The 24483-nt window shown below is 29.0% G+C and carries 21 protein-coding genes; 13 read left to right on the top strand and 8 right to left on the bottom strand.

The features are described 5' to 3' along the window. From CQA75_RS06605 to ftnA, 5 genes are all read right to left on the bottom strand, one after another. A partial coding sequence (locus CQA75_RS06605; protein ID WP_137624234.1) for a beta strand repeat-containing protein occupies nt 1-2585 on the bottom strand: 2585 nt, incomplete at its 3' end. 897 nt (nt 2586-3482) lie between these two features. Beyond that, the gene (locus CQA75_RS06600; protein ID WP_137624233.1) at nt 3483-4649 is read right to left on the bottom strand and encodes a GDSL-type esterase/lipase family protein; all 1167 of its coding nucleotides are present in this window, start codon (nt 4647-4649) and stop codon (nt 3483-3485) included. Beyond that, nucleotides 4636-5637, bottom strand: a complete 1002-nt coding sequence (locus CQA75_RS06595) for an SGNH/GDSL hydrolase family protein (protein ID WP_137624232.1) — start codon at nt 5635-5637, stop codon at nt 4636-4638. The genes CQA75_RS06600 and CQA75_RS06595 overlap by 14 nt, the downstream gene beginning before the upstream one ends. Then, complete coding sequence (locus CQA75_RS06590; RefSeq protein WP_137624231.1) at nt 5637-7013, bottom strand: MBOAT family O-acyltransferase; 1377 nt, start codon at nt 7011-7013, stop codon at nt 5637-5639. The genes CQA75_RS06595 and CQA75_RS06590 overlap by 1 nt, the downstream gene beginning before the upstream one ends. 24 nt (nt 7014-7037) lie before the next feature. Further along, nucleotides 7038-7535: a non-heme ferritin gene (gene ftnA, locus CQA75_RS06585; RefSeq protein ID WP_137624230.1), complete on the bottom strand. Its 498-nt coding sequence runs from the start codon at nt 7533-7535 to the stop codon at nt 7038-7040. Between the two features lie 173 nt (nt 7536-7708). On the opposite strand from ftnA, the gene CQA75_RS06580 reads away from it, so the two are divergent. The 9 genes from CQA75_RS06580 to hypA all read left to right on the top strand — a co-directional run bounded on the left by CQA75_RS06580 (nt 7709) and on the right by hypA (nt 16855). Then, nucleotides 7709-9025: an MATE family efflux transporter gene (locus CQA75_RS06580; RefSeq protein ID WP_137624229.1), complete on the top strand. Its 1317-nt coding sequence runs from the start codon at nt 7709-7711 to the stop codon at nt 9023-9025. Then, complete coding sequence (locus CQA75_RS06575; RefSeq protein ID WP_137624228.1) at nt 9001-9654, top strand: M48 family metallopeptidase; 654 nt, start codon at nt 9001-9003, stop codon at nt 9652-9654. The genes CQA75_RS06580 and CQA75_RS06575 overlap by 25 nt, the downstream gene beginning before the upstream one ends. A gap of 44 nt (nt 9655-9698) precedes the next feature. Beyond that, a complete protein-coding gene (locus CQA75_RS06570; RefSeq protein WP_137624227.1) occupies nt 9699-11219 on the top strand; it encodes a hypothetical protein in 1521 nt (506 codons plus the stop codon). Then, nucleotides 11200-13386 carry a carbamoyltransferase HypF gene (hypF, locus tag CQA75_RS06565; RefSeq protein WP_137624226.1) on the top strand — a complete coding sequence of 729 codons (2187 nt, stop codon included), beginning with the start codon at nt 11200-11202 and terminating at the stop codon, nt 13384-13386. Before CQA75_RS06570 ends, hypF begins: the two co-directional genes overlap by 20 nt. Nucleotides 13387-13455: 69 nt before the next feature. Further along, complete coding sequence (hypB, locus tag CQA75_RS06560) at nt 13456-14184, top strand: hydrogenase nickel incorporation protein HypB (protein WP_137624225.1); 729 nt, start codon at nt 13456-13458, stop codon at nt 14182-14184. Beyond that, on the top strand, nt 14184-14465 hold the full coding sequence (locus CQA75_RS06555) for a HypC/HybG/HupF family hydrogenase formation chaperone (RefSeq protein WP_137624224.1): 282 nt from the start codon (nt 14184-14186) through the stop codon (nt 14463-14465). The genes hypB and CQA75_RS06555 overlap by 1 nt, the downstream gene beginning before the upstream one ends. Continuing rightward, nucleotides 14449-15540 (top strand): hydrogenase formation protein HypD, encoded by a 1092-nt coding sequence (hypD, locus tag CQA75_RS06550; RefSeq protein WP_137624223.1) that lies wholly within the window; start codon nt 14449-14451, stop codon nt 15538-15540. The genes CQA75_RS06555 and hypD overlap by 17 nt, the downstream gene beginning before the upstream one ends. Next, nucleotides 15537-16511 (top strand): hydrogenase expression/formation protein HypE, encoded by a 975-nt coding sequence (gene hypE / locus CQA75_RS06545; RefSeq protein ID WP_137624222.1) that lies wholly within the window; start codon nt 15537-15539, stop codon nt 16509-16511. The genes hypD and hypE overlap by 4 nt, the downstream gene beginning before the upstream one ends. Beyond that, nucleotides 16511-16855, top strand: a complete 345-nt coding sequence (gene hypA / locus CQA75_RS06540) for a hydrogenase maturation nickel metallochaperone HypA (protein ID WP_137624221.1) — start codon at nt 16511-16513, stop codon at nt 16853-16855. Before hypE ends, hypA begins: the two co-directional genes overlap by 1 nt. Here the strand turns inward: hypA and CQA75_RS06535 are convergent, their stop codons facing one another. Both CQA75_RS06535 and CQA75_RS06530 read right to left on the bottom strand, forming a co-directional pair. After that, the gene (locus CQA75_RS06535) at nt 16856-17821 is read right to left on the bottom strand and encodes a DNA polymerase III subunit delta (RefSeq protein ID WP_137624220.1); all 966 of its coding nucleotides are present in this window, start codon (nt 17819-17821) and stop codon (nt 16856-16858) included. Between the two features lie 8 nt (nt 17822-17829). Continuing rightward, nucleotides 17830-19743: an RNB domain-containing ribonuclease gene (locus CQA75_RS06530; RefSeq protein WP_137624219.1), complete on the bottom strand. Its 1914-nt coding sequence runs from the start codon at nt 19741-19743 to the stop codon at nt 17830-17832. A gap of 208 nt (nt 19744-19951) precedes the next feature. Here CQA75_RS06530 and CQA75_RS06525 point away from each other — a divergent pair, with 208 nt between their 5' ends. The 4 genes from CQA75_RS06525 to CQA75_RS06510 are packed head-to-tail and all read left to right on the top strand — an operon-like array spanning nt 19952 to nt 23072. Continuing rightward, a complete protein-coding gene (locus CQA75_RS06525) occupies nt 19952-21061 on the top strand; it encodes a divergent polysaccharide deacetylase family protein (protein WP_137624218.1) in 1110 nt (369 codons plus the stop codon). Beyond that, the gene (locus tag CQA75_RS06520; RefSeq protein ID WP_137624217.1) at nt 21051-21827 is read left to right on the top strand and encodes a DNA-processing protein DprA; all 777 of its coding nucleotides are present in this window, start codon (nt 21051-21053) and stop codon (nt 21825-21827) included. Before CQA75_RS06525 ends, CQA75_RS06520 begins: the two co-directional genes overlap by 11 nt. Further along, nucleotides 21824-22204, top strand: coding sequence for a Holliday junction resolvase RuvX (gene ruvX / locus CQA75_RS06515; RefSeq protein WP_137624216.1), 381 nt, complete (start codon nt 21824-21826; stop codon nt 22202-22204). Before CQA75_RS06520 ends, ruvX begins: the two co-directional genes overlap by 4 nt. Continuing rightward, complete coding sequence (locus CQA75_RS06510) at nt 22194-23072, top strand: RsmB/NOP family class I SAM-dependent RNA methyltransferase (RefSeq protein WP_137624215.1); 879 nt, start codon at nt 22194-22196, stop codon at nt 23070-23072. The genes ruvX and CQA75_RS06510 overlap by 11 nt, the downstream gene beginning before the upstream one ends. Here the strand turns inward: CQA75_RS06510 and CQA75_RS06505 are convergent. After that, the gene (locus CQA75_RS06505; RefSeq protein ID WP_137624214.1) at nt 23069-24340 is read right to left on the bottom strand and encodes a Cj0814 family flagellar-dependent secreted protein; all 1272 of its coding nucleotides are present in this window, start codon (nt 24338-24340) and stop codon (nt 23069-23071) included. The genes CQA75_RS06510 and CQA75_RS06505 overlap by 4 nt on opposite strands. Nucleotides 24341-24483 lie beyond the last annotated feature (143 nt).

The following is a 24483-nucleotide window of genomic DNA, read 5'->3' as shown; positions in this document are numbered from 1 at the left end:
ATATAATCACTTGCGCTTGCATATAAATTACCTTTTTCTTGCATAGCAATAGCACTAGAGTTTGAAAAGCTAAATTGATTCATAGCATTACCCATAACATTATTGATAAAATTTGTTCTTTGGGTGTTTAAAGAGTGATTGGTTCTAAAGAATGCACCCGCTGCACCCGCTTTAAGATCGATTTTCTTTTGTAGCTTTCCATCTGCTCCAATTGTTAAAGAAATTTCACCGCTACCATTGGTTCCAATATTGTGTATTTTATCACTATTTACCCCTGTGATGATATTATTTAAATCATCTAGTTGATCTAAGTTAAGATTACCTTGATCTACAGTGACTTTATCTACAGTTACATTGTCTTTATTAGTTCCACCCACTACAACAGTTTCTAATTTACCATCGCTACCTGTAGACACAACCCAATCTTTAATCACCACATTACCATTATCATTTTTTATAGTGCAATCTCCATCTTTGCCAACGCTACCTTGATTTGTGATAACTAGATCTCCGCCACCACTATTGACTATGCCTCCATTTATAGTAGCACCTTCGCCATTAGAAATTTCAAGTTCATTTTTACCCTCATTTGTAATATTTCCTGAGATAACCCCACTACCTTGATTGACTATACCGCCAGCTATGCTACCACTACTTTCTATCTTGATACCACCACTACCTATAGTTCCTTCATTGATGATACCACCATTGCTACCTATAAGTGTCCCTTTGATGTTGATATTAGAATTGATGATCTTGCCACCACCTATATAAATTGCAGCATTGCCACCTTTGATCATGGCGTCACTTTCTACTTCTATACCTTCAACTTTTACTTCTTTATCAGTGCCATCTATATTGATACCATTTTTACCAGCTATGATTTTTCCGGTATCTTCAAGTTTGATATTGCCCACATCGATAAGATCACCAGAATCTTCTACTTCGTAAAAACTTATACCGTTAAGTTCGGCTTGTACTAAACCTTTGTTGATAAAAGTTTCTATTTTATTACCAGTTTCCACCATGATACCATTGCTAGCGCTGATGATTTTTCCATTATCTTCATTGATAAAAGTTTTTATTAAGCTTTGGCCTGCTGTTTCTCCTGTGTTAATAGGATCTTTTAAACTTACAAGACTTACTGCTCCAGCATAGATGCTGTTTGAATTTGATTCTATGGTGCCTTTGTTTGTAAGTGTTTCAATAGTTGCTTCACCATCGATACGAATTCCATTATAGCCTTTTATAAGTCCTTCGTTTGTAAAGTTTTCAATTGTAGAAGTTTTTTCATTGTAACCTTGACTAATAAGAAAACCATAGGATTTATCAGAACTAATGGTTCCTTTATTTTCAAAAGTTGTTATATCGGCTCCATCATATATAGCTATACCTGACCAATTTTTTGAATGGATAATGCCATTGGTATCATTGGTTAAAGAATTGACAGTAGCGTGAGTAATATTTAGTCCTTCAGCACCTCCTGTTAATAAACCGCTATTTTTAAAAGTTTGGATTCGGGTTTTATTATCATTGCTTCCTTTGATTTTTATCCCTAAACTTTTTTCATTGCCTATGGTTCCAGAGTTTTCAAAATTTTCAATACTTACACCACTTGTGATATCTACACCGTAAGAACCATCGGCATTAGATTCGATGAGTCCTTTATTTTCAAATTTTGTTATAGTTGTGCCTTCCCTAAGAATTATTGCATTGCTTAGGCTAGAATTTATAGTTCCTTCATTAGTAAGAGTGTCAATAGAAGAATTTTTAGCAAATATACCATCTTTTAAAGAACTAATCGTTCCTTGATTTTTAAAATTTGTTAAAGTTGATTTATTACCACTGCTTCCGGTTAAAGCTATGCCATAAAGAGAATTTTCACCACCTATGATACCATTTGCTTCATTGATAAAGCTTGTAATTTTAACTCCACCATTTTGACTTTCTACCCAGATGGCTGCATTATTTTGATTGCCTGAAATGGTTCCATTGTTTTTAAAATTTTCTATAGTTGATTTTTTTTGTAAATAAATTCCTATACCATTTTCTGAGTCAATCGTTCCTGCATTTTCAAAAGTTGATATAGTAGCACCTTCAGTGATATTCATCCCAAGGTTTTTTGAGCTTATAAGACCTTGATTTTTAAAGGTGGAAATATCGGTATTTTTGATAAATACGCTATCATTTAATGAGCTAACGATTCCTTTGTTTTCAAAATTCGTTATAGTTGAATTTTTAATCCCATTAGCTTTCTTTTCTTCTTTATCTTGCCCTTTTCCGGTGAAAACTATACCAAAAATAGAATTTTCACCACCTATGATACCATTTGTTTCATTAGTAAAACTTGTAATTGTAGCAACATATTCTGCAGATCCTATTTTAATACCCGCATTACTTTGACTTCCTGCAATAGTTCCGCTATTTTTAAAAGTCTCTATAGTAGATCCACCATCTAGTTGAAGCCCTATATTTTTTTCTGAAGTTATCAATCCGGTATTTTTAAAAGTGTTTATTGTTGCCCCATTGTTAATATAAATTCCCTTACCTTCATTGCTTGAGCTTATGGTGCCAGAATTTACCAAATGATTTATTGTCGAGCCAGAACTAATAGATAGACCATTGTGTTTAGCACTATTGATTATCCCGCTATTTTCAAATTTGTCTATGCTTGCATTACTCGCAAAAACACTTTCGCCTTCATTTGAGCTTATGGTTCCAGTATTTTTAAAATTTTCTATACTCGATTTTGTACCATTTCCATAAATTAAAATTCCATATTTAGAGCTTCCATTTCCTATAGTTCCGCTATTTTCAAAATTAGTGATGGTAGCACCATTATTATCTTTATTACTAATTTGAATACTAGCTTTATCATTTCCACCTTGTATAGTTCCTTGATTTTTGAAATTTGTAAGTGATGAGCCATTTTGAAATACAATTGCCTCTTTGTTAGAATCTACTGTGAGGGTTCCAGTGTTTTCTATTACTAAATTTGTATTACCGCCATTACTTATAGTAATTTGACCTGTTTGACTATTATTTATAGTTCCACAAGTTCCATTACATCCAGCACCGCTAATTGTAGCATTGGCACAGGTTGCTAAAACAGAAACTGTTGCTAAAGAAAATAAGAATTTTTTAGAAAGGGCTTTAGAATTGAAATTTTCAAATCCCCCCCCTGTTAGACAAGTTTTTATTTTTCATCATTTCTCCTTGAAAATCATTTCTATATTTAAGAAATAATTTATATTATTTTTAAAGCAATTATGATTATTGCAATTTGATTTTGAGTAGAGTTAAAGCTGATATTATAGGGTTTATTTTGATAACTTTAACCCGAATTTAAAAGTTTATCTTTAAAAATAATTTATATTATTATTAAAAATAATTGTAATTATAATAAATTATAATTGAAGTTATCAAATTAAAATTTTTTATTATTATGGATAAATAAATTTTATTATTTTTTTGAAAGTGGTTTAATAGTGGATGTATTTTTTTAAATCTTCTAGCATTTTTTTAGCCATCAATTCATAGCCTTTTATAGTTAAATGAACATCTTTTAAAGAAAGTTTTTGTTCGATCCATTTATTTTTACCTCCTGTATCTTGCATAAATTTATACATGTCAAAAATAAAGGTTTTTTCTTCTTTTGCAACTTCATAAAGTGCTTTTCTTATGGTAAAAAAATTAGGTGCTAGTTCATAAGTTTGATTTTTTTTGTAGGTTACAATAGGAGGTGATATCAGCATAATGATAGCATTTTTATTGTAACTTTTAAGCGTTTTAATCCAATGCTTGAGATTATTTTTAAAAGTTTGTTTTTCAAAGCCTTGAAAAAGTGCGTCATTTGATCCATAAGCAAGTATAATGAGATCACTATTTAAAAGTTTTAATTCATTTTTGACCACCGAAGGATTCCAAGAAAGCCAAATATCGCTTTTGGCACCATTTATAGCGATGGTATCTAAAAAATTGTTATTGTTTTTATTGGTTATGAAATATCCGCCAAGCTCGGCATTTTTTTGCAAAGCTGTAATTTCCAAAGGAAAGGTTAATTCAAGTTTTTTATAAGACCACTTGTTATTTTTAAAAGAGCGTAGGTAGAAATTTTTACCCCTTGCGTCTTTGATATTGAAGGCATTGCTATTGTGTTCAGCTTTAAATAAAAAACCTACTTCGAATTTTTTTTTGTTTAAGGTTGTATCGATGTTGATTTTTGCATTTTTATCTTTAGCCTTTGCTATGATACCACCTAATGGGAAATTTAGTTTTGCATTTTTTGGATTTTTAGAATTTAAAATTTCAAAATTTTTATAAGAGTATTTAAGATTTAAATTTTGCTGATATTTAGGTTGAAGAGCATGAGCAAATCCTATAGAGTTTGATTTTATAAGATATCCTCTAAGCACTCTTGGAAAAAAGTCAGCTGCGATGTGAGAGTCGCCAAAAATTCTAATGCCTATATTGTTTTCACTTTTTAATTTTTTTTCAATTTTTTTCAAATCTTTTTTAGGAACATAGCTTGTTAGCGCGGAGTGATTTTTGCTTTGTATAAGAATTTTATCTATAAGATCATTAGTAGATCCAAATAAATTGGTAAATAAAAATAAAAATAAAAATAATTTTATTTTATTTGCTGACATTTTGATCCTTGATAATTAAGTGTTTTAATAAAAGTTTAGACATAATTTTAGCGCCACTCATTGTAAAATGAATGCCATCATCAGTTCTTACTTTTATGGTTTTATTGTTTTCATTTTTAATATAAGTAGAATATCGATCATTGAAACTAAAAGATGATTTTGTATCGATAAAAATTTCTTTATTTTTAAGAACTTCTTGACGATAAATTTCATTTAAAATTTGAATTTTATCATTAAGACTATCTTTTTTTACCGGTGGGACTTCAAACCATAAAATTTTAACCTTATATTTTTGAGCTATTTGTATGATTTCATCCACTCTAGCCGTGTAAATTTCTTTCCAAGCTGGGGTGCCAAAACGAAGATAATTTTTACCTTTTCTAATATCCCAAGGATCATTTGGACCTAATAGCACGACAAGGTATTTGATATTTGAATTTGTTAAAAATGCATTTTCTATGGTTTTTGCCCAATTGAAATAGGATTTGTAAGAAAGTCCCGTGTTTTGTTTGCTTAGATCTTCTGTTTTTATGCCTAGATTGCTTAAATTTTTATTAAGATTCATTGCAACTCCTTGCATCAAGGAATCACCCATAAATAAAAATTCTTTACTCGGATCGACTATTAATTTTGTATCATCATCGGTTAAAATAGTTGTGTTTTGTTCTTCAAAAGAGCTTAAATTTTGCTCTTGTTGGGGTTGCTCTTTTGTTTCTGGATTGTTGCTAAGATTTGTATCTTCTTCGCTAATATCTTTTATAACTTGATAATTAGCATAGGCAACCTTAGGGGTATTTTCTGTACTTAAAACGGTATGAATTTGTTCTAATTTTGTTTTTAGTTTGCTACCTTCTTTTAAAATGGTATTTTGCGGATAAAAGCTAAAGTGATATCTTTGTTCTATATATGAACTGATGCTTTGATTCATAACAATTACGACTAAAACAAATACTGTTATTAAAATAAATAAAAATTTAGCAACTTTCATTAAAAACTCGAATAAATAAAATTAGGAATACCATCAGGCATAAACGTAAATATCAATAATAAAATAAAAGTGATAATAAAAGGTTTTAATAAAAAAGGCGTTAAATCTAAAATTTTTACACAATAAGCTCTAAAATTGATAAATAAAGGATAGATAAGAAAAATAACGGCAAAACTTGTAAGAATATAAATATCTTGATAACTCGGTATATGTGAAAAATTATTATAACATGCTTTAAAATATTCCATGGCATCATCTAAGCTTTTATTGTAATAAAAGAAAATCCAAGTAAAACATACAAACTGAAAGGTTAAAAATCTTCCAAGTGCTGGAATTTTTTGCAAATTTATTTTTGTTAAAGCAAGTATATGTAAAAAGGCAACGCCTATGCCGTGCAATAAACCCCAAATTAAAAATGTTAAAGTATTGCCATGCCATATTCCAGAAAGTATAAAAGCAATAAGGAGATTTAAAATAGTTCTTGCTTTACCTTTTTTGTTACCACCTAAAGGGATATAAATATAATCCCTTATAAAAGTTGAAAGGCTTATATGCCATCTTGACCAAAATTCTTTGAGATTTTTAGATAAATAAGGCATGTTAAAATTTGGCGGAAGATTAAAACCTAGCATGAGAGCAAAAGCACATACTAAATCAATATATCCGCTAAAATCGCAATAAATTTGTATAGCGTAAGCATAAATAGCGCTTAAAAGTTGTATAAAATTATAAGATTGTGGAAAATCAAGAATGTGTTCAGCATAATTTCCTAGATAATTAGCTATAAGTACTTTTTTTACGATTCCAAAAATCAATAAAGTAATGATTAAATTTTCATTTTTAAATTCTCTTTTACGATGACTTTGTTCAAAGAAAAAAGAACTCCGCATAATTGGACCTGAAAGGAGGGTAGGAAAAAAAGATAAAAATAGGGCTAAATTTAAAAAGCTTTCTAAACGGCGTTTTTTATAGACTTCTAAAAGATAAGTGATTGAAGCAAAAGTATAAAAACTAATCCCCATAGGAAATAAAACATCCAAATCAATAAAATCAAGACCAAAAAATTCCATCATAGAATCAAAACTTGTTTTAAGGCTTGAAAAATATTTGAAAAAGCATAAATTTAAAATAACAAAGGCGATACAAGTCATAAAAACATAGCGTTTTTTTCGGACAAAAATCAGTAAGGAAAAATAATGTATAAAAAAAGTATATACAAATAAAATTAAAGCAAAATAGGGGTTGATTAAAAAATAAATCAGATAAGAAAAGGTTAAAATTAAAATATTTTGTATTTTGTAATTGTCATAAAATAACCAATAGATGGCAAAAAATGCCATCATTAAAATGCTAAATTCTAAAGAAAAATAAGTCATATTAAGTTTGGTTTTTAATAAAAACTATTTTTTAAGAGCAATACTTTTAATATATTGATCTGCTAAATACAAGCCATTGCCACTTTCGCCAATGAGTTTGATTTTATCCACTATACCACGGAAAAGCGCTTCTTCTTCGTGCTGTTCGCTTACATACCATTGTAGGAAATTAAAAGTAGAATAGTCTTTATTGGCAAGCATATGTTCTACTAGCTCATTGATTGATTTTGTAATGCTTTGTTCATGGGCGTATGTTTTTTCAAACACATCAAGCAAAGAGCTGAAATTTTGTTCGGGTTGTTTTACTTCTTTAAGTTCAACGTGAGAATCGGTTTCATTAAGATAAGTGATGAGTTTTTTTGCGTGTTCACTTTCTTCGCTAGCATGGGCAAACAAAAACGCTCCCGCACCATCAAAACTATTTTCATAGCACCAAGAACTCATACTCAAATACAAATTAGCCGCATACATTTCTTTATTGACTTGCTCATTAAGCAATCTTACTACTTCTTTTGAAAGCATCAAATCTCCTTATTTATATATTTTTTTAAATATATCTAAATTAAGTAAAAATTTGGTAAAAAATAAACTAATAAATTTATTTTAAATGAAAATTTTATATTTTTAATAAAAAACAATTTTAAAAATTTAAGAAATGTTTTGATAAAATTTTTAGTTTTTCAAGGTGAAATTCTATGGCAAAAAAAAGACTTTCTTTATCAAGACTTAGCGTTCCTATTTTTTGGGATTTATTTTTTAGATTTTTAAGTATTATTGCTAATACTGCTATGGTGTCTCATTATTCTAATGATTTAGTTGGAGCCATGGGGGCTGGTAATGAGATTATCGATTTATTTATCACCGTTTTTAGTTTTTTAAGTGTGGGATGCAGTGTTGTTGTTGCTCAAGCGATCGGAGCAAAAGATACTATATTAGCTAGAAAAGTTATCCATCAAAGTTTGTTTTTAAATTTGCTTGTCGGTTTGGTTTGCGGGAGTTTTATTTTATGGCAAAGTGAACTTTTGCTCAATCTCTTAAATATACCTAAAGAATTACTCAAAGACAGTCAAATTTATCTTGATATGCTTGCTATCTGCCTTGTTTTTGATGCAGTTGGCTTGATACTTTCAGCGATTATTAGAGTTTATAATATAGCCTATTGGGTTATGATGGTGGGCATTATGATGAATTTAATTATCGTCGTTGGAAATTTTTACGTGCTTCATTTTACAGAGCTAGAACTTTTTGGAGTGGGGATTAGTAATATCATAGCAAGGATTGTTGCTATAATCGCTATGTTTTTAATCGTAACTTATAAGCTTAAAATTCATTTGAAAATAAAAGAAATGCTTAGCTTTGAAAAAGAGGTGCTAAAAAAAGTTTTTAGCATAGGAGGTTTTTCTGCGGGAGAAAATCTCATTTGGATCAGTCAATATATCATTAGTTTTAGCTTTGTTGCTAGTCTTGGAAAAGAAAATCTTAGTGTCCAAACGATTTATTTTCAATTATCTTTATTGATTATGATGGTGGGAATTGCCATGAGTGTAGCTAATGAGATCATCGTGGGAAAGTTAGTCGGTGCAAAATATGAAAATATAGCTTATAAACATACTTGGAAGGCACTTTATTTTAGTGTTATGGTTACGATTGTAGTGGTGTTGTGCCATTATTTTTTAAAAAATGTTACCATGAATCTTTTAGATTTGGAAGAAGAACTTAGAGAAATTATGCTTCCTTTATTTACTCTTTCTATTTTTCTTGAAATTTCAAGAACTTTTAATATAGTAATGGTTAATGCTTTAAGGGCGAGTGGAGATGCTAGATTTCCATTTTTTAGTGGTATGGTATTTATGTTAGGGGTTTCTTTGCCTGTGGGATATATACTTTGTTTTCATTATAATCTTGGAATTTTGGGAATTTGGATAGGTTATTGTGCGGATGAATCTTTAAGAGGGCTTGTTAATGCCTATAGATGGAAGAGTAAAAGATGGCAAGGAAAAGCTGTAGTATAAAGGAATTTTCTTGGAAGGATTGGATATTTTTTTATCAAAAAAAATCCATTAAAAATGTATATTTAAGGTTAAATGAAAAAGGTGAATTTCATTTAAGTTTGCCTTATTATTATACTTTAGAAGATATTGAAAAATTTTTAATCAAGCATGAGGATTGGATTAAAAAAACGTGGCTTAATTTTAAAAATAAGGTTAATGAAGCGGATCAAGTTTATTTTTTAGGTAAAAAATATCGATTGGTTTTAAAAGAAAATCTCTTTAAAACAAAAATTTTAAAAAATGAAATTTATACTCCTTCAAAATTGGAATTTGAGTCGTTTTTAAGGAAAAATTCAAAAATTATTTTTCTTTTTTATCTTAAAAAATGGACTCAAAAAACTAAGCTTAGTTATACACATTTAAGTGTTAAGAAAATGAAAACGCGTTGGGGCTCTTGCAATCATAAAAAAGGTTATATTAATTTAAATTTAAAGCTTTTGGAAAAAAGCTTAAAGGCTATAGAATACGTTATTTTGCATGAAATAACACATTTGAAATACCCTAATCATGGTCAAGATTTTTATAATTTTTTGGCATTTTATATGGAGGATTTTAGAGAAAGGGAAAAAGAATTTAAACTTTATAAATAAGATTGATTTTTTTGTTATAATTTTTTACATTTGAAGGATTGAAATTGATTTTGGAATTTGAATTTGAATATTTTGGGAATAATGATTATTTTGCTTATCTTTTAAATTTTTATGCTAAGGATTATAAATACAGCTTAAATCAAAAAGAAGATAAAATTTTATTGCAAATTGAGGGTAATGAAAATGAATTGTCTGCTTTTTGTGAAAATCTAAAAGGCATAAGCAATAGTGTTTTTTTGAAAAAATTTGATGTAAGATCAGCTGAAAAATTAAATGATTATAATCAAGATTTTAAACATTGCGAAAAGTTTTCTTATCTTACTCATTTAAATTCTAGTGCCTATGTAGAAAAAAAAGAACTCTTAAATAATGAATGGGGTGTGTTTTGCGAGAATGAAATTTCATTGGATGGATTTTATTTTGAAAAAATAGATCAAGTTAATTTTGATGCATTTTTACAAAAAGCCTTTGAAAAATTAGTCAATAAAGAAGAAATTTATCTAAAAAACCATAAAGGAAATTATAAAATCAGTCTTTTTGATGAGAAATTTGAATGTGATTTTTTAATACCTTGTGATATAAAATCTATACAGATGATTTTTGTTTGTTCGCAAGAAAATTTAAAACTTCTTGCGAGTTTGGAAAAGCCTTTAATTAAATTAAGATTAAATGCTATATTTAGAAAAAAATATAATTTAAATTTCAATGAATTTAAACTAATGTTAGCGCAAGATCTCTTTACGTTTGCTTTATGTTGCGAGCTTTATAAGCAAGATTTTTCTTTTTTAAGTGTTGTAAAAACTGAAGAAAAAAAGCAAGATTTTGAAGTGATGAATTGTGATGAAAAAGTTGTAATTTTGCAAGGCTTAGAATTTATAAATTATAAAGCAAGAGAGCTTATTTTGTCTAAAGAAGATAAAAATATGGCAAGAATTTCTTATATACTAAGCAGTTTTAAGCAAGAAGTTTTTCTTTTGGAATTGAGCAAAGAATATGAAGATATTTTGCTTGTTAATAAGGAGTTAAATTTATTAAAACTTGATTTGCCTAAAAGTTTTAAAAAGCTTTATGAAGAAATTGAAAAAGATGAGATTGGAGCTAAGCTTTTAGCTAATTTTTCAAAAGAATTTCCACTTTTAAATGAAGATTTTACTTTAAAAAATAATTTTTATTCTTTATTTTGTATTTTGGGTAGAATTTTAAATTTAGATGAAGAATTTTATAAAGCTGGAGAAAAACTTTTAAAAATAGCCGATGAAACTAAAATGCCTCGCGGAGTTAAGATAGATTATCGTTTAAAAGAAGATAAAAGCTTTGATTATACAAGAACTTTACGATCTGCTATGAGTTTTATGCTTGCTGGAGTTGATAGCACTAATATCGCTTATGGGGCTGTGGAGAGTTTGAGTTATTTTTTACGTGATGTGTATGATGAATTAAGATCAAAAAATCAAGCTAAAATAGCTGTAGTCAGTGGATCTTTGTTTGAGCATAAGTCTTTGCTTAGAAATACTTTAAAACATTTAAAAGATTGTAAATTAAGCGATGCACCACTTAGGATTTAAAATCAAAATTTCAGGCTTAGTCCAAGGTGTGGGATTTCGCCCTTTTGTGTATGAATTAGCCTTAAAACTTCAACTTTTAGGAGAAGTTAAAAATGATGGTTTTGGAGTGGAAATTTTACTTTATTGTTCTCATAAAAAATGTCTTGAATTTATAGAGCAGTTAAAAGGCAATCCTCCACCTCTTGCAAGAATAGACAAAATTGAACTTTTAGAATGTGATTTAAAAGCTTATAATGATTTTTGCATTACCCCTTCAAAACAAAGTTTAAGAACAACTCCTATGTTGAGTGATTTTGCACTTTGCAAAGAATGCAAAAATGAATTTTACGATCCAAATAACAAGCGTTTTCATTATCCTTTTATCACTTGTACGCATTGTGGGCCTCGTTTTAGCATCATAAAAAATTTACCTTATGATAGAGTTAATACTACAATGGATAAATTTAAAATGTGTGATTTTTGCGAGAAAGAATATAAAAATCCTTCAAATCGTCGTTTTCATGCTCAACCTATTAGTTGTTTTGAATGTAAAATTTCAGTGCATCTAAAAAATAGACAAGGTGAAATTTTATTTACAGATGAAAATGCTTTTATAGAATGTGCAAAACTTTTAAAACAAGGAAATATCCTTGCTATTAAAGGAATGGGTGGTTTTCATTTAATGTGCGATGCCTTTAATGAAAAAGCCTTAGAAGAATTAAGAATAAGAAAAAATCGCCCTAAAAAACCCTTTGCTTTAATGTGCAAGGATATTAAAGATGTCAAGGAACTTGCATTTTTAAATAATGAAGAAGAAAGATTGATCAGCGGATCATTAGCGCCTATTGTAATATTAAAAGCGAAAAAAAACTTTGCTTTGATTGCACCTGATATTGATAAATTAGGCATTATGCTTGCTTATACTCCTTTGCATCTTTTGATTTTTGAGTATTTTAAAGGCATTCTTGTAGCCACAAGTGCAAATTTAAGTGGCGAAAGTATTATTAAAGATGAGGATAATTTAAGATCTAAACTCGGTAAAGTTTTTGATTATTATTTGGATTATGATAGAGAAATTTTTAACTCAAGTGATGATAGTATTGCTCAATTAATCGGCAATCAAGCTATGTTTTTACGTACTTCAAGAGGCTTAAATCCCTACTATATAGAAACAAATTTAAAATCCGATCAAACTTATCTAGCTTTAGGTTCGGAACTTAAAAACCAATTTGTGATTTTTTATCAAAATAAAATTTTAATCTCTCCTTATATAGGAGATTTAAAAAGTGTTGATGTCTATGAAAGATTTTCAAAACTTTTGGATTTTTTTAAAAAAAGTTATGATTTGAAATTTGATGCGGTACTTTGCGATAAACACCCGCATTTTTTATATGCAAAAGATTTTAAACAAACCTTTAAAATTCAGCATCATTATGCGCATTTTTGTGCAGCTTATTTTGAATATCAAGAAAAATTTATCAAAGATGAAAAGGCTTTAGGGTTTGTTTGGGATGGAACGGGTTATGGCGATGATGGTAGTATTTGGGGTGGGGAAGTTTTTGTGGCTAATTTAAAAGAGTATGAAAGAATTGCTCATTTTGATGATTTTAAATTAATCAATGCGGATATAAAAAATATATATAATTTAGCCTTAAGTGTGATTTGGCATTACAATTTAGAAGATCTAGCTCAAGATTTTTTAGCTAAAATTCCAAAAGTCAAGCTTGAAAATCTTAAAAAAATTTATGCAAATTCTACCCTTAAAACCAGTTCTTTAGGACGCATTATCGATGCTTTTGGTGCTATGGTTTTTGATTTGGATCAAAGTTCTTATGAAGCACAAATTGGTCTTATGTGTGAAAGTTTTTATCAAAAAGATTTGAATTTTTCCTATAGACTTTATGTTGAAAATGGAAAAATTAATTTTAAAGAATTGATTTTAGGGGCTTTAAGGGATGAAAAAAACAAAGCCATTACAGGTATGCTTAATGGTTTAGCTGATTTTATTATAAATTATAGTCAAAATTATGATTTTAAAATATTGCTTAGTGGCGGGGTTTTTCAAAATAAAACCTTACTTGAAATTCTAAAAGCTAAAAAATTAGACTTTTTTGTGCCTTTAAAATATCCTTGCAATGATAGTTCTATAGCTTTAGGGCAAATGATACATTTTTTAAATAAAAATTAACCCAAAAACTCATTAAATTTTAATACTTTTAAGGATACAATGGAATAATTATTTATTTAAGGAATAAAAATGTGTAAAGATTGTGGTTGTTCTATAAATTCTAAAGAAAATTCTTTTCATCATGAAAATCCAAGTTTAAAAGAAAGTAAAACAGTAGAGGTGATTTCTAAAATCTTAAGTAAAAACGATGAACAGGCTTTGCATAATAGAAATCATTTCAATGAAGCGCATACTCTTTGTATCAATTTAATGAGTTCTCCAGGAAGCGGCAAGACTACTCTTTTAGAAAGTACAATCAAGGCTTTAAAAGATGAAATTAAAATAGCTGTGATTGAGGGAGATTTAGAAACCAATAATGACGCACAAAGAATTAAAAATGTTGGCGCTAAGGCTTATCAAATCACCACTGGGCAAAGTTGTCATTTGGATGCTTTTATGGTGCATGATGCCTTACATCATTTGGCAATTGATGATGTGGATTTGCTTTTTATAGAAAATGTTGGCAATTTAGTTTGCCCTGCAAGTTATGATTTGGGTGAGCATTTAAATGTTGTTTTACTTTCAGTGACTGAAGGGAGCGATAAGCCACAAAAATATCCGGTTATGTTTAAAAAAGCTGATGTGGTGCTGATTAGTAAAGCGGATTTAGCGCATCATTTTGATTTTGATATTAAAGAAGCAAGCAAGTTGATTAAAGAATTAAATCCAAGAGCGGATATCATAGTTTTAGATGCTAAAAATGGAAGTAATATGGAACTTTGGTATAAGTTTTTAAGATTAAAAAAGGAGCTTTTTTAATGTGTTTATCTATTCCATCTGAAATTTTAGAAATTGATGAATTAAATAATGCTACCGTGCAAACCTTAGGCGTTAAAAGAAAAGTTAATTTAGATTTGATTGATGAGCCTTTGCAAAAAGGGGATTTTGTTTTGATCCATGTGGGCGTTGCTATGGAAAAAATCGATAAAGAATCTGCCCTAGAAAGTATAAAAACTTATCAAGAAATTGTAGAAAAAATGAATAATGGAGAAATTAATACCGATGAAGGGGATTTGGGTTTAAATGAATTTAATCGATGAATTTAGAGACAAACAAAGCATTTTAGCCTTAAAAAAATTAATAGAAAAAGAGATTAAAAACCCTATTAATATTATGGAAATTTGTGGTGGGCATACCCATAGTATTATGAAATATGCCTTGCCTTCTATTTTGCCTAAAGAAATTAATTTTATCCATGGTCCAGGTTGCCCTGTATGTGTTATGCCTAGAAATCGTATTGATATTGCTATAAAATTAGCCTCGATGAAGGATAATATTTTTTGCACTTTAGGAGATCTTTTAAGGGTGCTAGGGAGTGATTTTTCTTTGATTGATTTAAGGGCAAAAGGAGCGGATGTTAGAGCGCTTTATTCTCCACTTGAAATTTTAGAAATCGCTAAAGAAAATCCAAATAAAAATATCATCTTTTTTGCCATAGGCTTTGAGACAACAACCCCTATGAGTGCTCTTTTGCTTGAAAAAGTGATAGAGTTAAATTTAAAGAATGTTTTTTTTCATATCAATCATATCACTGTTCCAGCACCTATTGAAGCGATTATGGATGATGAAAATGTGCAAATCAATGCTTTTTTAGGACCTTCTCATGTGAGTGTGATAACAGGTTTTGAAATTTATAAACCTATAGCGACTAAGTTTAAAACCCCTATAGCAGTGAGTGGCTTTGAGCCAGTGGATATTATGGAGAGTGTTTTAAATATAGTAAAACAAATCAATAAAGGAACTTTTGAGGTATATAATCAGTATAAAAGAGCCGTGAGTGAAAAAGGCAATATTAAAGCACAAAATTTGGTTACAAAATATTTTGAACCTTGCGATTTTGAATTTCGCGGCCTAGGAATTATTAAAAATGGTGGATTAAGATTAAGGGAAGAATTTAGCGATTTTGATGCAAATAAGCGATTTGATTGTGCAGTGTCAAGCAAAAATGAAAGTAAAGCTTGTATTTGTGGTCAAATTTTAAGAGGTTTGGCTAAGCCTTATGATTGTAAAGTTTTTGGCAAGGCTTGTACCCCAAGAAGTCCTATAGGTAGCTGTATGGTTTCAGGAGAAGGAGCGTGTGCGGCTTATTATAAATATTCAAAGGTAAATGCATGAAAAATATTTCTTTAGCCCATGGCGGCGGCGGAGAAGAAATGAATGAGCTTTTGGGTGAAATTTTTAAAATTTTTAACAATGATATTTTAAATGCGGCAAATGATGCTGCAATTTTAGGAAATTTAGCCCTTAGCACAGATTCTTTTGTTTTAAATCCTATATTTTTAGATGATGAAATAAATATTGGCAAACTTTGTGTTTGTGGTTCTATCAATGATGTTTTGATGGTTGGAGCTAAACCAAAGTACCTTAGTTTGGCTTTTATTTTAGAAGAAGGTTTTGAAATAGAAAAACTCAATAAAATTTTACAAAGCATACAAAAAGAGTGTTCTAAAGCCGGAGTTTTAGTTGTGTGTGGTGATACTAAAGTGGTACCAAAAGGCAAGGGTGATGAAATTTACATCAACACAACAGCTTTAGGAGAAATCCTTGATAAAAAAGAAACTAAAAATATAAAAGCAGGGCTTAGCGTGTTGGTTTCTGGAGATATAGGTAGGCATGGTGCGAGTGTTTTGATACAAAGAAATCATTTAGAAGCTAATATTAAAAGCGATTGTAAGATTTTAAATGAAGAAGTTTTAGAGCTTTTGGAAAATAATGTAAAAGTTGTAGCTATGCGTGATGCAACTAGAGGGGGCTTGAGTGCGGTTTTAAATGAATGGGCAAAACAAAGTGGAAATGATTTTTTAATTTTTGAAGAAAAAATTATCATACAAGATGAGGTATTAGGGCTTTGTGAGCTTTTTGGTTATGAGGCGTATGAACTCGCAAATGAAGGCACTTTTGTTCTTTGTGTGGAAAAAGAAGATGAGAAAAAAGCCTTGGAAATTTTAAGAAAATATAATAAAAATGCAAATATCATAGGGGAAGTTTTAGAAGAAAAAGCCTCTCGTGTGATTTTGCAAAATTCTTTTGGAGCTAAGCGTTTTTTAGAGACTCCAAAAGGTGAGCTTTTACCGAGAATTTGCTGATGCATGAACTTAGCATAGTGGAATCTTTAATCGATCTTTGTGAAGAAAATGCTTTAGCTAATAATGCTAAAGATATACAAGAAATTTATGTCAATATCGGGCGTTTAAGCGGAGTTGAGGTAGATCTTTTTAAGCGTTGTTTTGAAACATTTAAGGAAAATTCACAATTTTGTAAAAATGCAAAACTTTTGATAGAGATCGCCCCACTTGAAATTTTATGTTTAAAATGTGATCAAAAAAGCATTTTAAAAGAAAATATTTTTAAGTGTCCGCATTGCTCGAGTTTGGATTATAAGATCACACAAGGTGAAGATTTGCATTTGATGCGATTAGTAATGCAGTGATTATGTTTTCATGATTCTTCCAAGTTCTAATAAATTTGAAATTAAAAATTCTTTTTTGGCTAACTTAGAATTGGTTTTTAACTCATATTCACTTTTAAGCAATAAAGCAAAAATATTTTTATATTGCTCTATTTTGATACTAAAGGCTTGTTGGCTTAATTTTTGGGCGATTAAAGGAGGAGGCGAGTAGCCTAGTAATTCTTTTAAATCCACTTTTCCATAAATTTTTGCATAAATGGCGATTTTAAAAAGACGATAAAAACTAGCACTTAGATAATTAAGCAATGCAATTTCATTATAGCTTTCTATGATTTTTTCAAGCTCATTTTTAAAATCTAGCCTTTTTAAAATCAATTCAAAAAAGCTTTCAAAATTTCCAGAACTAAGGCTATAGCAGTATTGCTCTATATCTTTTTCACTTACACTTAAATTAGCAAATTTATTTAATTCACTCGCTGCTAGATATAGATTTTCATTAAAATTTGCAAATAGCATAAATAAGGCATTTTGAGTGATTTCTATATTAAGTTCTTTTGCTTTCATCGCTAAAAGTTCTATGCCTTCTTTTGCATTGTTGGGTTGAAAAAATCGCGTAAAATTATTTGTAAAAATTTTTTCTATATCACTTTGTTTGGAATTTTCATCATAAAGTTCTAAAAGAAAAAAAATATTTTGATTATTGTGGCAGAGTTCGACTAGAATTTTTAATTCTTTTGCGGGAATTTTTTTATTGATTTTTAATTCTAAAAGCTTATTGTTGCTAAAAAGAGAACCTCCGCTTAAAAAATCACTGGCTTGATTAAAATGATATTCTTCAAAAAATAATTTTAAAGTTTCATCATAAGTCCATTTTTTCTTAATAAAATTGGCATATAATTCTATTTGGAAATTATCAGCTCCATATAAAAAGAAAAAATTAGGAAAATTATTTTTTAAAAGCAGTGTTTGCAAGTCTTTTCTATACATTTTTTACCTCAAGCAACAATTTTTCCATAAATTTTAGCCATGACAATATCTGCTTCTATAATTTGAATTTCAACCCTTTGCAAAAGATTAGCACGGGTATCGTAAAGGATAATATCTGCTCCTTTAATTTCATCATCAAGTTTAGCAATACACACCCATTCATTTTGAATGATTAAAGCTTGAAAGCATTTTCCTATATTTTTTAAAGCCCATCTTGCAAATTTTCTATCCATAAAATCAAAAGCAACTTTATCGGCTTCTCTTTCAAGGGTGCTAAGGCTTTCGCAAGTGCTTTGTATGTTTAAAAGCAGATAATTAAAAAGCTTTTCATCTTTTTTTTGTTTGGCTTTTAATAAACGATGTAAAATAAGATCAGAATATCTTCTAATCGGACTTGTAAAATGAGAATACTTGTCAAACCCTAAGCCAAAATGGCCTTGATTTTCACTAGAATATTCTGCTTTTTTTTGTGCTTTAATGATGAGCTTATCAACTTCCGCTCTTAAATTTAACTCATCTGCTAAAGCTTGGATATCGCGTATGAGTTCTGGAAGATTGGGTTTTAATTTAACATCAATGCCAAGTTCGATTAATTCATTAAGAAGTTTATCGATTTTTTTGGTATCAGCGCTTAAATGGTTTCTAAAAATTCCCACATCTTCTAAAATTTTTGCTGCTGCTTTATTAGCTAAAAGCATACAATCTTCGATTAGATTGTGAGAAAAAGTATCCTTTTCTATAAAAGTGCTTTCAAGGCTTAAATTTTTATCCAAAACCATTCTTAATTCTTCGGTTCGAAATTCAAAAGCATTTTTAAGGCGTTTTTTTCTTAAAATTTGTGTGATTTCAAAAAGTTTATAAAGCCAATTGTGTTCTTTTAAATCAGGTTTTTTTGATAAAATTTCATCCACTTCATCATAATTAAAACGGCGTTTAGAATTAATAATCGCTTCAAAAAGTTCTTCTTTGATAACTTCATTTTTTTCATTTAAAACGATTTTAAAACAATACGCTAGGCGATCTTCATAGGGTTTTAAAGAGCAAATGTTTTCACTTAAAGCACGAGGTAGCATTGGAATGGCAATGTGTGGAAAGTATATCGAAAATCCACGATTTCTAGCTTCTTTATCTATGGCACTATAAGCATAGACGTATTCGCTAACGTCTGCAATGGCCACATAAATTTCTCGCTTTTTATCATCAAAATAAATAGCATCGTCAAAATCTTTAGCGTGTATAGGGTCTATGGTGCAAAATGGTAAAGATCTTAAATCAATTCTATTTTCATACATGCTCGCATCAACGCTATTACCATTGGCTAAAGATTCTTTGATGCAAGTATCGCTAAATTCGCTATTTTTATTAAAAAGAGCAAGAGAAATTTTCTCATCCACTCTTTCATCATCGATATGTCCTAAAACTTCTATAATATTGTTATTTTCATTTTCTATTTTTAGCACTGTCCCTAAGGGTAGAGCTTTTAATGATTTTTGTGAAGCTTTTAAAGCAAGGCTTAAGCCTGTTTTGATATTCATTCCAAGTACGGCTTCTCCGTATCTTTTGGTGATGACTATTGAAGTTTCATTGGCACGTTTTAGTACTAAAACAACTTTAGCGCTAGGTCGTTTTCTCTTTAAAGGGAGGAGTTTAACAGCGACGATATCTTTGTAATTAGCACCTTTTAAGTTTTTATTTTCGATGAGTAAATCTTTTTTAAAACCCTCATCAAAGCATTCTAAAAATCCTGTTCCCTTGCTTGAAATATCAAGGACTCCAAAAGCAAAGCCATTGTCGAGGTAAAATTTATTTTTATATTCTTTAATGATTTGATTTGCTAGAAGTTCTCTGATGATTTGTTTGTATTCGTTATTAACTTGATTGATATTTATTCCGTAATTTAGGCTGTTTAAAAATTCTTTCATTGGTATACTTTTGTAAGTTTTTAAGAAATTTTACATAAAGTTTATAAAAAAAATATGAATTTTAGACTTTAATTGTTATAATACTTGCCATTGATATTTTAAAATACGGGATAAATAAATGAATAATCTTTTTATCAAAGTCTGTCAAGTAAAATGTGATTTGAAAAAAAATAATTTTTACAAAAATACTTCATTATAAGATTTTATTTTGCTTAAGAAAAAAATAACACAAATACAAAGATTTTTGATTATAGCTATACTTTTTTTATTGTGTATAGCTTTGGCTTTAGGAATTTTATTAAAATATCAAGAACTTAAAAATACTACAAATCATTTTGCTAAAAATAACAACGATCGACAAGAAAATTTGATTTTACTAGAGGATAACAATCAAAATAAAATAGAAATGTTTGAAGATTTTCATGATCAAGATAAAAATAAAAGTTTAGCTATTTTAGAGCAAGAGGCGCAAAAAATCGATAATGATATCAATTTAACAAAAATGATCGAACAAAATGTAAGCCTTGAAAAAAATAGTACTTTAAAGAGCAATTTGAGTTTAAATAATGATAATAATTTAAGTTTAAAAAACACAACTATTTTAGAAAATAATTCAAGTCTTATTGAGCAAAATTTAAGTACCCAAACGATACAAAAAAAAGACAAACATCTTCCAAAACTTGCTATTATTATCGATGATATGGCAAGTGCGAGTCAGGTAAGAAATCTTAAAACTTTAAATTTAAAACTCAATCCTTCTTTTTTCCCACCTGATAAAAATCATCCAAATACTCCAAAATTAGCTTCTAATTTTAATTTTTATATGGTGCATTTGCCTTTGGCTGCTATTCATTACAATAAACCAGAGCTTGATACCTTAAATCCAAATGATAGCGAAGAAAGAATTTTTAAAAAAATCGCACAGATTAAAAAAGATTTTAAAAATTTAAAATATATCAATAACCACACCGGAAGTTTATTTACAAGCAATGAAAAGGCTATGAAAAATCTTTATGAGGCTTTAAAAAGTCAAAATTTACTTTTCGTGGATTCTAAAACTATAGGAAATTCTAAGGCTTTAAAAGCATCTAAAGAAACAGCTATGGTTTATATACAAAGAGATATTTTTTTAGATAATGAAGATAATGTAGCTTATGTTAAAAAACAGCTTTTAAGTGCTGTAAGATTGGCACAGAAAAAAGGATTTGCCATCGCAATTGGTCATCCAAGAAAAAATACCTTAAAAGCTTTAGAGGAGAGTAAAGATTTACTTGCTAAGGTGGAGTTAGTATATTTGAGTGAAATTTATGGAAAGTAAAATTTTAAGCGATGATTTTTTAGACCTTTTTAAAGACTTAAAAAAACCTCCAAAAAAACTTTACTATAAAGGAAATTTAGAGCTTTTAAGGAAGCGTAAAATTGCTATCATTGGCTCAAGAAAAATGAGTGTTTATACAAAAAACTGCGTTTTTTCTTTGGCAAGTATGCTTAAAAATTCAGGCATTTGTGTTGTAAGCGGTGGGGCTTTGGGAGTTGATATCAGCGCAAGTATCGCTGCTATGCCTTATACGATAGGAGTTTTTGCAAATGGTTTGAATCAAATTTATCCAAAAAGCAATGAAAAAATTATCAAACAAATGTATCAAGAAGCCTTAGCTTTAAGTGAATATGAAGAAAATTATATCCCTAAAAAATATGATTTTTTGCTTAGAAATCGTTTGATTATCGCTTTAAGTGAAGCTGTAGTTGTTGCTCAAGCTGATATGAGTAGTGGCTCTATGCAAAGTGCTAAACTTGCTTTAGAATTAAAAAAACCTTTATACGTTTTACCTCATAGGATTAATGAAAGTAGCGGGACGAATTTACTTTTGAAAGAGAAAAAAGCGGAATTAATTTATGATTTTAAAGAATTTGTTGGCCAGTTTGCAAAAGTATGCGAAGATAAGCAAGATGAATTTTTGGATTTTTGTAAAAAAGGTGTCAGTGTCGATGAGGCTTTAGCGCTTTATGGTGAAAAAGTCTATGAATATGAACTTGAGGGTAAAATTTCTATCGAGGGTTTATTGATAAGAGTTTTAAAATGAGAGCATTAGCATTAGATGTGGGTTTAAAGCGTATTGGAGTGGCACTTTGCATCGATAAAATAGCACTTCCACTTGATGCTGTTATAAGAAAAAATCGCAATCAAGCCGCTATAGAAATAAAAAAAATCTTACAAGAATACAATATTTCTTTATTGATTGTGGGTATTCCAAAAGGAGGTTCAAGTGAAGATGAAATGCAAAGACGCATCCAACATTTTGTTTCTTTGCTTGAATTTGAAAAAGAAGTGATTTATGTAGATGAAAGTGGAACAAGCAAAGAGGCTTTGAAATTTCAAAGGGCTAATACTCGAAAAAAAGATGGAAAATTGGATTCTTTGGCGGCTTTTATTATGATAAGGGATTATTTTGCTCTCTAAAATCAAAACTCTTTATACAGAAAAAGAATTTGTTCAAATTTTAAATTCTTTTGAAAAGGAAAAAAATATTTGTGTCTTTTTAAATTCTTTAAAGTGCGATGCTAAAGAATTGGAAAATGATTTTTTAAAAGCCCATTTAAAATGGAAAAAAATCAATGAATATTGTTATTTATTTGAGGCTAAGGATAAAAATATTTTAAGTTCTATGAAAGCTTTTAATGAATTTAAATTTTACATACAAAATTATTCCTCTTATTTATGTGCTTTAAATTTGGATGTAAAAGCGGGAGAAAGTGTTTTAGATATGTGTGCCGCTCCAGGTGGCAAAAGCATTAATCTAGCTAATTTTATGCAAAATACAGGTTATTTAGCTTGTAATGAAATCAGCAAGGATCGTTTTTTTGTTTTGCAAAAAAATCTTCAAAATTATGGAGTAAATGCAAAATGCTTTATGAAAGATGGTAAAACAATAGGAAAATTATGCCCTTTAAAATTTGATAAAATCTTACTTGATGCCCCGTGCTCGACTTTTGCAAAAATGGGTTTTGATTTAGAAAAAAGTTATAAAGAAATAAAAAATATAGCTAAAACGCAAAAAAAGCTCTTGCATTCTGCATTAAAGGCTTTAAAAGTGGGCGGAGAGCTTGTTTATAGCACATGTACATTTACCAAAGAAGAAAATGAAGAAGTCATAGAAAATGCCTTAAAAAGCGAATTTAAACTTGAAATTTTAGATATCAATTTAGAGCATGTTATAGCAAAAGATGCGCAAAGTGAGTCTTTTCAAGAAATTTCAAAATGCAAGAGAATTATTCCAAATTCAGATTATGATGGATTTTTTATAGCTAAACTTAGAAAATTATCTTAAACTCTAGTTTGTCCTATGAGATTATTTAATCTATCCATTATAGATCCAACATAAGAATTGATACTTTCACTACTTGCTTTCCAGCCGTTAGCTTTTGCTTGATTAAACTGATTATCAAACCAAGCTCCACCATAACCTATAACAGAATTTTGCCATTTAACTCCTTTTTCCATTGCATAAATATCTGCGTCAAGCCAACCATCTTGTGCATAGCCTTTTAATAAACTTGCAAAATCAACTTTGCCTGTCATGATGTCATCTAAGGAAGCTAATGATCCATCAAAGCTTTCTTTAGCCATAGCTTCTTTAAAAGATTTAACTATTGGATTCATTTTGGTATCACCACCTTTTAGAGCATCAGCACCTGTAGATTTTAAAAAACTCATAAATAAATCTTCTTTAGTATAAGTTCCATCTTCATTTTTTGGATAAAATGACATATCAGGATTAAAAGTATATTTGTTTGATGTATTTTGAGTTTGCATACTTTGGGGAGTAAAATTTAATTTTTGCAATCCTGTATTGATACTTGCAAACATTCCTAATTGTTCCATTTCATCGTATTGTTCTTGGGTGTTATAATAATTTGTTATGGTTTTGCTTTCAAAATTTAGAGGTGAAGCAAAATCAAAATCTCCCACTGACATACTTACACCTTTAGGCAAACTATTTAAATCTGCTTCACTAAAACTTGTTTTATCGGTATCGTTAAAAGTATGATTTATAATATCATTGAATTTATCATAGTATTGCTTGATAGTATTTGCCATATCTATATTGGAATAATAACTACTTACACCTAAATAATTAACAGTATCTTCATTTAAATCTTTATTATATCTCTCTATCTCATCCAAAGTAGATTTGTGTATCTTAAAATCTTTTGGTAATCCTGCAGCTTCATTAAAGTCTTCTCCCATATAACCATCTTTATCTACACTATAACCATAGGCTGTATTGCTACTTATATCTGCTTGTTTGAATTTTAAAGTATAAATAGAGTTTTTAAATTCACTAGATATATCATAATTAGGAGAATTTGTTTTAGTATAATAGTTTTTATTGATATTATTAGTAGAATTTAATACTTCACTTCTTATTAAAGTTTGTGAATTTTTATTTTCTATATCATTTAATTTAGTAGCATTTTGTTTTAAGAAAGTATTGGCAAAATTTATTTTTGAATTTTCCTTACTTTCTTTATTGGCTTTTGCTTGTGAAAGTATAGAAGTATAATTTGAGTTATCATTGATACTGAAGATACTCATATTTATTCCTTTGATTTTAGAATTGTTCTGCCTTCAAATCTAAATATCTTAATAAATATAAGCAAAATTTGTTCCAAATTTATTTTAACTATGATTTTAAATCAAACTTTTCACATATAATTTTAAATTCATAAAAAAACTTA

The sequence above is a fragment of the Campylobacter taeniopygiae genome, assembly GCF_005406225.1.
Classification (GTDB): Bacteria; Campylobacterota; Campylobacteria; order Campylobacterales; family Campylobacteraceae; genus Campylobacter_D; species Campylobacter_D taeniopygiae.
This window is presented reverse-complemented; position numbering and strand designations above follow the sequence as displayed.

What these genes read in the sequence shown, in the direction of transcription:
- CQA75_RS06530 (WP_137624219.1), bottom strand. Translation starts at nt 19,743, where the DNA reads ATGAAAGAATTTTTAAACAGCCTAAATTACGGAATAAATATCAATCAA.
- CQA75_RS06520 (WP_137624217.1), top strand. Translation starts at nt 21,051, where the DNA reads ATGGAAAGTAAAATTTTAAGCGATGATTTTTTAGACCTTTTTAAAGAC.
- CQA75_RS06590 (WP_137624231.1), bottom strand. Translation starts at nt 7,013, where the DNA reads ATGACTTATTTTTCTTTAGAATTTAGCATTTTAATGATGGCATTTTTT.
- CQA75_RS06575 (WP_137624228.1), top strand. Translation starts at nt 9,001, where the DNA reads ATGGCAAGGAAAAGCTGTAGTATAAAGGAATTTTCTTGGAAGGATTGG.
- hypF (WP_137624226.1), top strand. Translation starts at nt 11,200, where the DNA reads ATGCACCACTTAGGATTTAAAATCAAAATTTCAGGCTTAGTCCAAGGT.
- CQA75_RS06505 (WP_137624214.1), bottom strand. Translation starts at nt 24,340, where the DNA reads ATGAGTATCTTCAGTATCAATGATAACTCAAATTATACTTCTATACTT.
- CQA75_RS06580 (WP_137624229.1), top strand. Translation starts at nt 7,709, where the DNA reads ATGGCAAAAAAAAGACTTTCTTTATCAAGACTTAGCGTTCCTATTTTT.
- CQA75_RS06595 (WP_137624232.1), bottom strand. Translation starts at nt 5,637, where the DNA reads ATGAAAGTTGCTAAATTTTTATTTATTTTAATAACAGTATTTGTTTTA.
- hypA (WP_137624221.1), top strand. Translation starts at nt 16,511, where the DNA reads ATGCATGAACTTAGCATAGTGGAATCTTTAATCGATCTTTGTGAAGAA.
- ftnA (WP_137624230.1), bottom strand. Translation starts at nt 7,535, where the DNA reads ATGCTTTCAAAAGAAGTAGTAAGATTGCTTAATGAGCAAGTCAATAAA.
- hypE (WP_137624222.1), top strand. Translation starts at nt 15,537, where the DNA reads ATGAAAAATATTTCTTTAGCCCATGGCGGCGGCGGAGAAGAAATGAAT.
- hypB (WP_137624225.1), top strand. Translation starts at nt 13,456, where the DNA reads ATGTGTAAAGATTGTGGTTGTTCTATAAATTCTAAAGAAAATTCTTTT.
- CQA75_RS06555 (WP_137624224.1), top strand. Translation starts at nt 14,184, where the DNA reads ATGTGTTTATCTATTCCATCTGAAATTTTAGAAATTGATGAATTAAAT.
- CQA75_RS06535 (WP_137624220.1), bottom strand. Translation starts at nt 17,821, where the DNA reads ATGTATAGAAAAGACTTGCAAACACTGCTTTTAAAAAATAATTTTCCT.
- CQA75_RS06600 (WP_137624233.1), bottom strand. Translation starts at nt 4,649, where the DNA reads ATGTCAGCAAATAAAATAAAATTATTTTTATTTTTATTTTTATTTACC.
- ruvX (WP_137624216.1), top strand. Translation starts at nt 21,824, where the DNA reads ATGAGAGCATTAGCATTAGATGTGGGTTTAAAGCGTATTGGAGTGGCA.
- hypD (WP_137624223.1), top strand. Translation starts at nt 14,449, where the DNA reads ATGAATTTAATCGATGAATTTAGAGACAAACAAAGCATTTTAGCCTTA.